A 12057-nucleotide genomic window follows, 5' to 3' on the forward strand; every position below is an offset into this window, starting at 1 on the left:
AGGTCCGGTCCCGTGGTGATGGTCGCGCACGGCGCGCGTGTGTCGTCAGACCGGACGGTGCCGGGCCAATGTGACCAAATAAAGAAAAAAGGCGGGGATGATCGCGGCCCGTCAGCGCATCAGCGCGACAAGCAGAAGATAGAGCAGGAGCGTGCCCCCCAGAGCCAGGCCCATCGGAAAATCGCGGCGCGTCCAGCTTTCCCAGTCCGGCACGGCCCGGCGCACGGCGGGCATGGCGCGGGCACCGCGATGGGTGGCGAAGGCCGCAAGGATCGTTGCGGCCAGCAGGTAGGCGACGATGACGATGTCGCCCAGCATGACGAACGGGGCCGCCGCCGCGGCGAACTTGGCGTCGCCCGCGCCCATCGCGCCGGCCGTGTTCAGAAGGAACCCCAGCACCAGGACCACCGCCAGGTTCGCCCATTGCCATGCCCAGGCCGACAGCGGCAGGGCGAAGGGGCCGACGACGAAAAAGACCGCGACAAGGGCGATCACCGCCCGGTTCGGGATCTTCATGAACTTCATGTCGCTCCACGCCACCCACAGGCAGATCGGCGCGGCGAACGGCAGGAAGGCCCAGGCGGCGACCGCGGGCAGGCCCATCAGTTCGCCACGTTCTCTTCCAGGGCCCTCAGCGCGCGCACGGCGGCGTCGAAGTGCTGCGGGTGGGTGTCGATGGCGCTGCGCAGCAGGCCCTTGCCGATCGCGACGTCGCCCTGCTTGATCGCGCTCAGCGCCATCGTGTGCATCAGCTGCGCCTGCTCGGTCTGGGTCATGGGCACGACAGGCAGATCGTAGTTGCCCCGCGCCCCGCGCGCCATGGCGAGGTTGTTCTTGGCGGTGAACATCTCGGGGTCGTAGGTGATCGCCTCGGCGAACAGCTCTTCGGCCTCGCCATAAGCGCCGCGGGACAGCTTCGAATAACCCCAGTTGTTGAGCACGCCCGAGGGGGTGTTCGTCAGCCCCAGCGCCGTCTCGTAGAAGCTGTCGGCGCGGTCCCATTCCTGGTTGCTGTCCGCCACCATCGCCTCGAGCCGGTAGCGCTTGTAGCTTTCGTGCGTCGGCGGAATGGAGTCCAGCGTCGCCTCGGCGCGCTCCCATTCGCCGGCGCGGATCAGGGCCTCGGCAAGGCCGACGTGGTCCTCGGGCAGGGCGTCGGGATGGGCCACGACCTTCTTCCAGGCCGGCACCGCCTCGCGGACGCGCTTGTCGCGGATCAGGGATTTCGCAAGGCCGCGCCGCAGGTCGATGCGGCTGGGTTCTTCACCGCTGGTGCGCTTGAAATAGCGCACCGCCTCGGCCGGATCGGCGGCCGAAAGCATCACGTCGTTCAGGTTGGTCTCGTCGATGGCGTTGACGCTCTTGAGCGCGCGGTTCACCTCGGCCTCTTCGGACGAGCCGCAGGCCGAAAGGGTCAGCGCGGTGCCAAGGCACAGCGCCCCGATAGCTATATGGCGCATGTATCTGCGTCCTTGTCCTGCTCGATCGATCGCCTCAAGGCTCGGACAGGATCAGGTACTCGCCGGTCCCGCGCCGCACCAGGGCGAAGTCGCTGTTATTCTCTGAAGAATACGCGCGATTTTCGAGTTTTGCGAGAGCCAAGGTCAGGTTCTCGCGGATCCGGGTGCTGCGGCCACTGTCCAGTGCAAAGGCCCTGCGGAACACGCGGGCCGCTTCGCCGGTCTCGCCACGCTCCATCAGCACGACGCCGAGGTTGTTCCACGCGGGGACGAAGGTCTCGTCGACCTCGACCGCCCGGCGGAGAAGCCGCTCCGCCTGTCCCAGTCGCCCGAGCTCGAGGTTGGCCGAGCCGAGAGCGGAGAGCACGTCGACCGTCGTGCCCTGCCGTGCGGCGGCGCGGAGATAGGCCTTGAGCGCCAGTTCGTGCTCGCCTGCGGCCATCAGGCGGTGCCCCACGGTCAGCCCGTCGACGCTTTCGCCGTCGCGGGCCACTTCGGGCGCAAAGAGCCGGTCGGGACTGGTCCCGCCTTCGCCGCAGCCGCCGGCGAGGGCCGCGAGGCCCAGCACCGCAAGCCAGCGATGTGCTCGTCTCATTCGATGCCTACGGCGTGCCACCCATGTTGCCCAGGGTCTGCGTGATCCCGTAGACCGAGGGTCCGAGCAGGATGATGAGCAGCGGCGGCACCGTCAACATCATCGTCGCGAGCGTCATCTTGGTGGGCAGGGTGTTCGCCTTTTCCTCGGCGCGCATCACCCGCTTGTCGCGCATCTCGCCGGCATAGACGCGCAGCGCATCCGCGATCGAGGTGCCGAATTGCTGCGACTGGATCAGCACGGTGACAAAGCTCGACACGTCCGACACGCCGGCACGCTCGGCCATGTCGCGCAGCACGGTGATCTTGTCCTTGCCGGCCTTGATCTCGTGGCTGACGATCTCGAACTCGTCGGCGAGGGCGGGGTAGCCCGCGCGGATCTCGCGGCTGACGCGAATGATCGCCTGGTCGAGCGACTGCCCCGCCTCGACGCAGACCAGCATCATGTCGAGGCTGTCCGGGAACCCGTTGGTGATCTCTTCCTGCCGGGTCTGCTGACGCTTGGTGATCCAGTATTTCGGCGCCATGTAGCCGATGCCGCCCGGCAGCAGGACCGAGATGATCATCTTCTGCGTGCTCGCGCCGTCGTCGCCCTGGGTCAGAAGAGCGTAGAGCACACCGGCCGCAAGACAGCCGAGCCCCAGCGCGAACTGCGCGAAGTAATACATCCGCACCGCGTTCTTCGAGCGGTAGCCCGCCTGCATCATCTTGACCCGGATCGCTGAATATTCCTCCTCGTCCTGCGGTTCGAGGAAGTTGGAGTATTTCTCCAGCTTGTCCTTCTTGCCGACCCGCAGCCGGCTGGGCTCGGGTTCCTCGGCGCGTCCGCTCTTCACCTGGTCGCGGAAACGATCCATCGGATCCTTCCGGCCCCTGAGCATGAACGGGATCGACAAGGCGATCAGCAGGATGCCCAGACCGCCCACGGCCAGCAGCGGTCCCGCGGGGCCCAGCATGTCGACGAGCATGGCGTTGATGGCTTCCATACGGGGCGTTCCTCAGACCTTGATGTTCACGAGCGCCTTCATCACGAAGATGTTGACGACGAGAAAGGCGGCGACGACGAGACAGGCCGGGATGAAGGCGCCGGTGTCCTTCACGTCGGCGTAGTAGTCCGGGCTGATGACGTTGATGCCGACCAGCGCGACCAGTGGAAAGCCCGACAGGAACATGCCCGACCACTTCGCCTCGGCGGTGATCGCCTTCACCCTGCGGAACAGCTTGAAGCGCGAGCGGATCACCTTGGCCAGCCCGTCGAGGATCTCGGCCAGGTTGCCGCCCGATTGCTGCTGGATCGTCACCGCCACGGCGAGGAAGCGCAGGTCCTGCATGTCCAGGCGTTCGGCCATGCCCTTGAGCGCATCGCCCACGTCGCGGCCATAGGCGGATTCGTCCGCGATCACGCCCATCTCGGAGCCGAGCGGATCGGGCACTTCCTTGGCGACGATGTTCAGCGCGGACGAGAAGGGATGCCCGACGCGCAGGCTACGGACCATCAGTTCGACCGCGTCCGGCAACTGCTCCTCGATCATGGCCATGCGCTTCTTCGCCTTGCCGTTCACCCAGACGAAGACGCCGCCGATCCCCATGCCCACGGCCACGATCGCGCGCACCAGAAGCGAGGCCTGCGTCGCCTGGCTGAGCGCGACGAAGGCGACGGCGGCGAGAAGCACCATCACCATGATCAGCTGCGTCGGCGAGAAGGCGATGTTCGCCTTCTGCGCCTTCTGGGCCAGCAGCGCATAAAGCGGCACCTGCTGGCTCTTCATGTGCTGCGACATCTCCTTGCGGAGCTGTTCGAGAACCTGTTCGCGGCCCTTGCCCTTTTCGAGCATGTCGAGCCGGCGGTTGACTCGGTTGTTCAGGCTGATCGACTTGCCGAACACGGTAAGGTAGAGGCCCTCGACCAGCACGAGCACGGCCACGAAGATCAGGCCGTAGATCAGCGGTTCTGCGGAAATGACCATGGATCAGGCTCCGGGGTGGAAGGGCTCGAAGATTTCCGGTGGCAGGTTGTAGCCCCACATCCGGAAGCGTTCGGCGAAATGAGAGCGGACGCCGGTGCCGGTGAAATGGCCGAGGATCTTGTTCTCGGGCGTCAGGCCGAGCCGCTGGTAGCGGAAGATCTCCTGCATCGAGATGACGTCGCCCTCCATGCCGGTGACCTCGGTGATCGAGGTCATGCGGCGGCTGCCGTCCTGCAGGCGGCTGACCTGCACGATCAGGTGGACGGCGCTGGCGATCTGGCTGCGCACGGCCTTGATCGGCATCTCGATCCCGGCCATCGCGATCATGTTCTCCAGCCGGCTCACCGCGTCGCGCGCGCTGTTGGCGTGAATCGTGGTCATCGAGCCGTCGTGGCCGGTGTTCATCGCCTGCAGCATGTCGATGACCTCTTCGCCGCGGGTCTCGCCCACGATGATCCGGTCGGGCCGCATCCGCAGCGCGTTCTTGAGACAGTCCCGCTGGCTGACCGCGCCCCGGCCCTCGACGTTGGCGGGGCGGCTTTCCATGCGGCCGACATGGGTTTGCTGCAGCTGAAGTTCGGCGGTATCCTCGATCGTCAGGATGCGCTCGGCATCGTCGATGAAGCTCGACAGCGCGTTCAGCGTCGTGGTCTTGCCCGAGCCTGTCCCGCCCGAGACGATCACGTTCAGCCGGGTCGACACGGCGGCCTCGAGATACAGCGCCATCTCCTCGCAAAAGGCGCCGAACTGCACCAGGTCGTCGATCGCCAGCTTCTCTTTCTTGAACTTCCGGATCGAGACGAGCGAACCGTCCACCGCGATCGGCGGCACCATCGCGTTGAAGCGCGAGCCGTCGGCGAGGCGGGCGTCGACATAGGGATTCGACTCGTCCACCCGGCGCCCCACGGCCGAGACGATCTTGTCGATGATCCGCAGCAGGTGACGCTCGTCCTTGAAGGTGACGTCGGTCAGCTGCAGGCGGCCGTTGCGCTCGACGAAGATCTGCTGCGGCCCGTTCACAAGGATGTCGGCCACGCTGTCGTCCTTGAGCAGCGTTTCGAGCGGGCCCAGTCCCTTGACCTCGTCATAGAGATCCTGCGTCAGCGTCTGCCGCTCCTCGCGGTTCAGAACGACGCCCATCTCGTCGAGCGCCTCTCCCGCGATCGACGAGATCTCGGCCCGCAGGTCGGCCTCGGCGGCGGTTTCCAGGGCCGACAGGTTCAGGTTGTCGAGAAGGCGTTTGTGCAGCTCGACCTTGATGTCGCTCAGCCGTTCCTTGCGTTTCTTCTCGCGGTCGACCGGTTTCGCCTTGGCGGGCGTCTCGGCCGCGGGCGCAGAGCGCGCGTTGCGCCGCGCGGGCAGCTCCTTCGCGGGGGCGGCGGGTGTCTCGGTGGGCTGCGCACGGGACGGCACGCCCTTCAGCGGCGTCGGCGCGGCACCCTGTGCCGGCTTGGAGTCGGTCGTCTTCTTGTAGCGCGAGAACATGGCAGGGAGCTCTGGCGTCGCTGTCAGCCGCCGGTCGCGGCCGAACGGTTCAGATCATGGGCGGATTTCGCGAGCTTCTGGACCTCGCGCCGCAGCGGATTCTTTCTGGCGATCTCGGCCAGCGGGACGCCGTGGTCACCGGCCTGCACCACCTGCTTGCCGCCATCGGGCAGCCGGACCTCAACCGAGATATCGAGGCTCTCTCCCAGGCGCTTGACGCGGCTCTTGCCGCTGAGATCGGTGAATTTCGGGGCGCGGTTCAGGATGTAGCGCAGCTTCTCGACAGGCAGTTCCTCGGCCTTGAGGGCCCGGATCAGCCGCAGCGCGTTCTGCGCCGATCGCATGTCCAGCTCGAACAGCGCGAAATACACATGCGCCGCCGAAAGCACGGTCTCGGTCCACTGCACGATGGTCGAGGGCATGTCGATGACGACATAGTCGAAGTTCGCCTGCGCCTCCTGCAACAGCCGCCCGATGTCCTCGGGCGTCACCAGGTCCAGCGGCAGCATGTCGGCGGGCGAAGTGAGGACGTGCAACTTCTCGTTGAAGCTGAGCAGCGCCTGCATGAAGCTTTCGCTGTCCATCGCCTCGGTGTCGGACAGCAATTCGTAGACCGCGTCGCGGCGCGGCAGGTCCAGATACGTGGCCACCGACCCGTATTGCAGGTCGAGATCCAGGATGCAGACCCGCGGCGGGTTCTTCTTCTCGATGTTGGCGAGTTCCCAGGCGAGGTTAACGGCAAAGGTCGTCGCGCCGACGCCGCCGGCAAGACCGTGCACCGGCAGGATCACGCCCTCGCAATCCTTTTTGGGCTTCAGCCGGTTGGTGTGGGGCTCTTCTGCCTGCGGCTCGGCCGGGGGTGCTGCCACGGGCGCCGGGGCGGGGGGCGTGCGGACGCGCTCGATCGCGTCGTGCAGCGCGCCCTCGGGCAGCGGGTAGGGGACGAATTCCTTGGCGCCCAGCCGCAGGAGCTGGTGCAGCACTATCGGGCTGACTTCCTCGGCGATGACGATCGCCGCGATGTCGCGCTTGACCGCCGACTTTATCAGCGCGGCGATGGTTCCGATGTTCGATTCGTCCTCTTCGTCCATCGCGATGGCGATGAATTCGAGGCTCTCGGCATCCGGCTGTTCCAGAAAGACCGCGGCGTCGGCGAACGAGAGGTCGCCCCAGCCTTCGCCCAGCTCGGATTCCATGTCCTCGATCAGCAGATCGAAGTTCTGGACGTCCCGACAGATCGTGCAGGCCACGATCGGGGCCGGGTCACTCTGAACAGCTGCACTTGGCGTCATTGCGTTACGGTCCTTCCTCTTCCGGAGCGACCCCTCTTTCCGGTTCTCGGCGCAGGCTCCGTCGCGGCGCCGGCGACCGCGTGGCCACAGGGCGCCCAGACATCGGTGATGACGATGAATGTTGGCGACATTACGGCCAAAAAACCGAAATTATCCGGTCATTCTGAACACCGGCCGTGGCAACATGCCCCAATCGACCGGGGTCAGCACGAGAACGCGACGGAAACGATCCCGGCAGTGCTGCCGCGCGACGGAACGCGTGCCGGCGATCAGCCTTCTCCGCCGCCGCCACCCGCGCCGGGGCCGCCACCACCGTCGCCCGCGCCGCCAGTGGATGGAACTTCGGTCGCGCTGGCGACGTATTCGCGGAAGATCACCTGTGCATACTTGCCGTTCAGCACCATCGGATGCCCGCCGACCAGCCCGGTGACCTCGGTCACGGTGCGGCGGTTCCGCATCTCGGGCTGCTGGGTGACGATCAGCGGCTGTGTTTCCCCGAACGAGGCCACGGCCTCGAGCCGCGAGCGGCTGATCCCGTGCGACGTCAGGAACGACACCACTGTCTGGGCGCGTCTCAGGCCCAGCTGCTTGTTGTAGGCCTGCGATCCGACGAGGTCGGTATGGCCATAGACCCGGAACCGCACTTCGGGGAATTGCCGAATCCAGGTCGCCTGGCGCGCAAGCGTCCGCTGCGCCTCGGCCGACAGGCTGGCCGAGTTGAACGCGAAGTTCACCATCGGGTCGACCTCGCGCGAAAAGCGCGTGTTGAGGCTTTGCAGGACGGTGGCCTCGCCGGTCATCAGCCGGGTGTTCTGCATCGTCGGGTTGCCGAAGCCGCCCTCGTCGATGTCCGCGCCCGCCTCCTGGTACCAGTCGGCCGAGGGCGGTGCCTCGCATGCGGCCAGGGCGAGGCCGGCCGCGGACAACAGAAGAGGGGCCAGGGTCCTGCGCATCTGCCTCACTCCATCACGTAGCCGTAGGAGCCGCCGAAATCCTGCTTGGCGACTTCGCCCGCCGCGCCGCGGGTGGGTCGGCGCGGATTGCCGCCGCTGGTGCGGCCGTGCAGGAACAGTTCCGACTCGGTCGGCGGAGTGATGCGGTCGGTGGGCATCGCCAGCGCCTCGCCACGCGTCGGCGTCACGAGGTGGGCGGTGATGATGATGACCAGTTCGCTCTGGCTGCGCTGGTATTCAGAGCTGCGGAACAGGGCGCCCAGCACCGGGACATCGCCCAGCCACGGCACCTGGCCCTTGAGATCCTGGAAATCGTCCTCGAGCAGGCCGGCGATGGCAAAGCTCTCGCCGTCGCGCAGTTCCACCACGGTCGAGGCCTCGCGCCGGCGGAACGAGCTGACGGAAAAGCCCTCGGCCTGGTAGGTCACGCTGCTGTCGATGCCCGAGACCGCGGCGTTGAGCTGCAGGTTGATGACGTCCGTGTCCACCACGCGCGGGGTAAAGGCCAGTTCGACGCCGAACGGCTTGTAGTCGATGGTCACGCCGCCGTCCTCGTCCGACACCGGGATCGGGTATTCGCCGCCGGCGAGAAAGCTCGCCTCCTGCCCGGACAGGGCGGTGAGGTTCGGCTCGGCCAGGGTGCGCACCAGCCCTTCGCTTTCCAGCGCTTCGAGCAGCACGGCGAATTGCAGCGCCCCGGCGTTGAAGCCCAGTTCCAGCGTGCCCTCGCGGGAGGTCTGCGAGGTGTAGTCGTTGCCGCCCAGCACGTTGTCCCGCGCGCCGTTGTCGGCAAAGACGCCGTTGCCGGTCGATGTGCCGATGTCGCCGCCCGCCGCCGTCCCGCTGAGCGCCACGGACGACGAGAGCGACTTGCTGACCGAGCGCTCGACCTCGGCGAACCGCACCTTTAGCATCACCTGCTGGGTGCCGCCGACATTCATCAGGTTCGACACCCGCTCGGGCGCATAGCGCTGCGCGAGGTCCAGCGCGCGGTCCAGCTTCGTCACGCTCGACACCGTGCCCGACAGGACGATGCCGTCGTTCGCCGTGCGGACCTCGATCGGCTCTCCGGGCAGGATCTGGCGCAACCGCTCCTTGAACTCGGTGATGTCCGGGGTGACCTGCACCTCGACATTGGTGATCAGTCGCCCCTCGGCGTTGAGCAGCGTCAGGGTCGTGCGTCCCGGCGCCTTGCCGAGCACGTAGATCGTCCGGTCCGACAGGGTGGAGATATCGGCGATGGCCGGGTTCGCGATGCTGAGTTCGGCGAAGGGCTGGTCCGATTCCACCACCACCGCCCGGTTCATCGGGACGTTCAGGTCGTTGGCGGTCGTGTCGCTCATCACGCGCAGGGTCTGCGCCCCGGCCGGGGCCATGATGCCAAGCGACAGCGCCGCCCCCGTCAGGACGGCTGCCAGAACCCGTGGAAGTCGCATCGATACTGCCTCTTTCGCCACATCGGGCGGGCATTCTTTCGGCCCGTTGGTCAAAAGCCTGCGCCGGTTCGCAATTGTTTGCAATATTCAGGCGTTTGCCGCGCAGCGTTTATGTGGACAACGTGCAACAGACGAAAAACGGCGGGGAAAGCCCCGCCGTCATGTGTCGCGCGTGCCTCAGTTCGTGCACGGGATCGGGATGTCGACCACCTCGGAGCCGCGGCGCGTCCGGATCGAGCAGGTTTCCTCCTTCTCGACCTCGACGACCTGTTCCTCGACGATGCCGAGCAGGCTCTTCTGGTCCACCTCGACCTGGCCGGCGACGGTGTCGTCCTCGGCGCCCACGAGGCTGAGCGACAACCGCCCGGTGCTCTGCGCCTGGGCCAGCCCCGCCACCTCGGTCGGCGTCGCCTCGACGGTGACGGTGCGGGCGACCACGGGGTTCGACAGGTCTTCGTCCGCCGACTGGTCGATGCCCACGAGCCGCACGTTGGTCTGGATCAGCTTGGTCACTTCCTGCCGGCTTCCGTTTGAGCGCGACAGCGTGCCCGTCCAGTACACGTCCACCCGGTCACCGGGCCGCAGGAAACCCGACACGCCCGAGGTCACGTCCACCCGGATCGCGAACGCCCGCATCCCCCGCGTCAGCCGCGACGAGACACCCGCATCCTGACCGGGCTCGGTCACCTTCTCCGCCAGCACCGCCTCGCCGGGGATCATCGTGCGCAGCACGGTCCTGGGCTCGGAACCTTCGGGGAAGAGTGCCGCCGCTTCGGTGAACGCACCTTCGGGGATGGCCGCCTGAGGCCAGAGGACCGGCCGGACGTCTTCTTTCGTCAGGCGCTGGCCGTAACGGACGGATTCGCTGAGGACGAAGACTTGGGTGGTGGGGACTTGGGGCTGATTGTTGGCACGCTCATTCTCCAAAGCGGCCTGATAAGCGCCGATATAGTTCTGAGCCATATAGACAGCGAATCCGGCCAAGCCGATACCGAGAGCTAATACCACTGCGAATATTGATCTCATGGCGGACTTCGTCGACCTCGGCGATTTGTCAGGCAGTCTTTGCGATTGTGCAAACGACGGTGGGAAAGAGCGTTGTCTGGACTTGGAGGCGCATTACGCGTGACTTCCAAGCCCAGACAGGTAGCATTAGCCGTCGTCTCCGGTTCCCGAGCTCGAAGAGGTCGCTGCGGTGCTCAGGTCACTCATGCCGTTCACTTCCGCATCCGTCAGGCTGCTTTTGACGCCATCTGCGAGATCTGTCACTCCGCTGTTCACGGAAGAGATCACAGCAATGCCCAGGCCCACGATGGCTGCGGTCAGCACGACCCAGTCGACCGTGACGGCGCCGTCTTCGTCTTTCTGAAACTTCTTGTAGAGCTTGAAGAAATCCATGGTGTCCTCCGTTCGGATGCAAGCTTTGGTTCGGTTTCGGGACGGCCGCGACCGGCATTCACTGGTAACCGCCCCGTCCGTCATGGGGCTCATATAGCCGGTCGAATGGGGCGCAAATTTGTTCGGGGAACGACGATTTCGCGCGGTTCCGGGAAGCGGAGACTTCTAGACAAGTAGCCGCCGAATCCTAACAGAATCTTAAGTTTTGAACGGTTTCAGCCGTTTGCGGCGGCGACGTAAATTGGCATCAGAATGGCATTCCGCGCCCGGACCCGGCTTGGCGCAGGGGGCAAGCGGGGGCATGCTGAGTCGCAAGAACACAGGCACAGACCGCAGGGGCAGGGCAGACCCCATGTTGATTCGATTCCTTTCGCTGGCCGCGATGGCGGCCGTGCTCGGTGCGGGCCCGGTCTGCGCGGGCGATCCGCCGCCGTTCAAGGACTTTACCTTCAAGCGCGTGAAGCCACCCGAGCCGGGGGCGAAGAAGCGGATCACGGTGCAGATCGCGCCGAAACCGCCCGAACCTGTCGCTCCGAAAGAGAAAAAGCGAACCAAACGGCAGGGAGACGCGCCGTCGGCCCCTGAACTTGCCGGGTGGTTCTGGGACGATCTGCCGGGCGCCGGGCTGGACCGGCTGGAGACGGCGCTGCGTCGGGTCGAACGGGGCGGCGCGATTCGTGTCCCCCGCCTGCAGGAGCTTCGTCCGATCGCCGACCGTCACGGGGCGGCGATCCTGAAGGCCACGGTCGGCACCCGCGTCTCGCCCGCGCTGGCGCTGGCGGTCATCTCTGTCGAATCGGGCGGGCGGCGCAGGGCGGTCAGCTCGGCCGGGGCGCAGGGGCTGATGCAGCTGATGCCTGCCACGGCCGCGCGGTTCGACGTGGCCGATTCCGACGTGGCGGCCGAAAATATCAGGGGCGGCGTGGCCTATCTCGACTGGCTCCTGGCCGAGTTCGGAGAGGATCCGCTGCTGGCGCTCGCGGGCTACAACGCCGGAGAGAACGCGGTAAAGCGCCACGGCGGTCCGCCGCCCTATGCCGAGACGCGCGCCTACGTGCCCAAGGTGCTGGCCGCCTGGAAGGCCGCCCGGGGGTTGTGCGTGACGCCGCCGCAGCTGATGTCCGACGGCTGCGTCTTCATCGGCAGCGCCGCCGGCCAGGGCTGAGACATCCGATCAGCTGGTAAAGACGTCGGCCCAATCGGGGGTGCGGCGGCGCATGGCGTCGACGAAGGGGCAGAGCGGGACGATGCTCACCCCCTCGGCGCGGGCATCGGCCACCATGCGGGCGACAAGCGCCTTCCCGGCGCCTGTGCCGCGCAGTGCATCCGGCACGCCGGTGTGATCCGCGATGATCTTGTGGTCCGAGACGACCGAATAGGTCAGTTCGGCCTCGGCGCCGTCGCGCCGGAGGGAGTAGCGGCCCCGGGCGGGGCCGGTCTCCCGATCGATGGCGTCGTCGGTCATGGGCGGA

13 protein-coding genes are annotated in these 12057 nt (G+C 66.4%); 1 reads left to right on the plus strand and 12 read right to left on the minus strand.

Features of this window, described 5'->3' with window-relative positions; all coding sequences use genetic code 11:
• Nucleotides 1–111: 111 nt before the first annotated feature.
• The 11 genes from BMZ25_RS11180 to BMZ25_RS11230 form a co-directional block, all read right to left on the minus strand.
• Nucleotides 112–603 carry a prepilin peptidase gene (locus BMZ25_RS11180; protein WP_092693581.1) on the minus strand — a complete coding sequence of 164 codons (492 nt, stop codon included), beginning with the start codon at nt 601–603 and terminating at the stop codon, nt 112–114.
• A complete protein-coding gene (locus tag BMZ25_RS11185; RefSeq protein WP_092693583.1) occupies nt 603–1460 on the minus strand; it encodes a tetratricopeptide repeat protein in 858 nt (285 codons plus the stop codon). The genes BMZ25_RS11180 and BMZ25_RS11185 overlap by 1 nt, the downstream gene beginning before the upstream one ends.
• Before the next feature lie 34 nt (nt 1461–1494).
• Nucleotides 1495–2055: a tetratricopeptide repeat protein gene (locus BMZ25_RS11190; protein WP_092693585.1), complete on the minus strand. Its 561-nt coding sequence runs from the start codon at nt 2053–2055 to the stop codon at nt 1495–1497.
• 7 nt (nt 2056–2062) lie between these two features.
• Complete coding sequence (locus tag BMZ25_RS11195; RefSeq protein ID WP_092693587.1) at nt 2063–3040, minus strand: type II secretion system F family protein; 978 nt, start codon at nt 3038–3040, stop codon at nt 2063–2065.
• A 12-nt stretch (nt 3041–3052) separates the two neighbouring features.
• Entirely contained in the window at nt 3053–4021 is a 969-nt protein-coding gene (locus BMZ25_RS11200) for a type II secretion system F family protein (protein ID WP_092693589.1), read from the minus strand.
• Between the two features lie 3 nt (nt 4022–4024).
• Nucleotides 4025–5506, minus strand: a complete 1482-nt coding sequence (locus BMZ25_RS11205; RefSeq protein ID WP_092693591.1) for a TadA family conjugal transfer-associated ATPase — start codon at nt 5504–5506, stop codon at nt 4025–4027.
• Nucleotides 5507–5529: 23 nt separating this feature from the next.
• Nucleotides 5530–6798: a CpaE/TadZ family protein gene (locus BMZ25_RS11210; protein WP_092693593.1), complete on the minus strand. Its 1269-nt coding sequence runs from the start codon at nt 6796–6798 to the stop codon at nt 5530–5532.
• A 269-nt stretch (nt 6799–7067) separates the two neighbouring features.
• On the minus strand, nt 7068–7751 hold the full coding sequence (locus BMZ25_RS11215) for an OmpA family protein (protein ID WP_092693596.1): 684 nt from the start codon (nt 7749–7751) through the stop codon (nt 7068–7070).
• A gap of 5 nt (nt 7752–7756) precedes the next feature.
• A complete protein-coding gene (locus BMZ25_RS11220; RefSeq protein WP_092693600.1) occupies nt 7757–9187 on the minus strand; it encodes a type II and III secretion system protein family protein in 1431 nt (476 codons plus the stop codon).
• Between the two features lie 177 nt (nt 9188–9364).
• The gene (gene cpaB / locus BMZ25_RS11225; protein ID WP_092693602.1) at nt 9365–10213 is read right to left on the minus strand and encodes a Flp pilus assembly protein CpaB; all 849 of its coding nucleotides are present in this window, start codon (nt 10211–10213) and stop codon (nt 9365–9367) included.
• Between the two features lie 126 nt (nt 10214–10339).
• Nucleotides 10340–10585, minus strand: coding sequence for a Flp family type IVb pilin (locus BMZ25_RS11230; RefSeq protein ID WP_092693604.1), 246 nt, complete (start codon nt 10583–10585; stop codon nt 10340–10342).
• Between the two features lie 352 nt (nt 10586–10937).
• On the opposite strand from BMZ25_RS11230, the gene BMZ25_RS11235 reads away from it, so the two are divergent.
• Nucleotides 10938–11750 (plus strand): lytic transglycosylase domain-containing protein, encoded by an 813-nt coding sequence (locus tag BMZ25_RS11235; RefSeq protein WP_092693606.1) that lies wholly within the window; start codon nt 10938–10940, stop codon nt 11748–11750.
• A 9-nt stretch (nt 11751–11759) separates the two neighbouring features.
• Here the strand turns inward: BMZ25_RS11235 and BMZ25_RS11240 are convergent, their stop codons facing one another.
• Complete coding sequence (locus tag BMZ25_RS11240; RefSeq protein WP_092693608.1) at nt 11760–12050, minus strand: GNAT family N-acetyltransferase; 291 nt, start codon at nt 12048–12050, stop codon at nt 11760–11762.
• Nucleotides 12051–12057: the final 7 nt, after the last annotated feature.

The sequence above is a fragment of the Tranquillimonas rosea genome, assembly GCF_900111315.1.
Taxonomy (GTDB): Bacteria; Pseudomonadota; Alphaproteobacteria; order Rhodobacterales; family Rhodobacteraceae; genus Tranquillimonas; species Tranquillimonas rosea.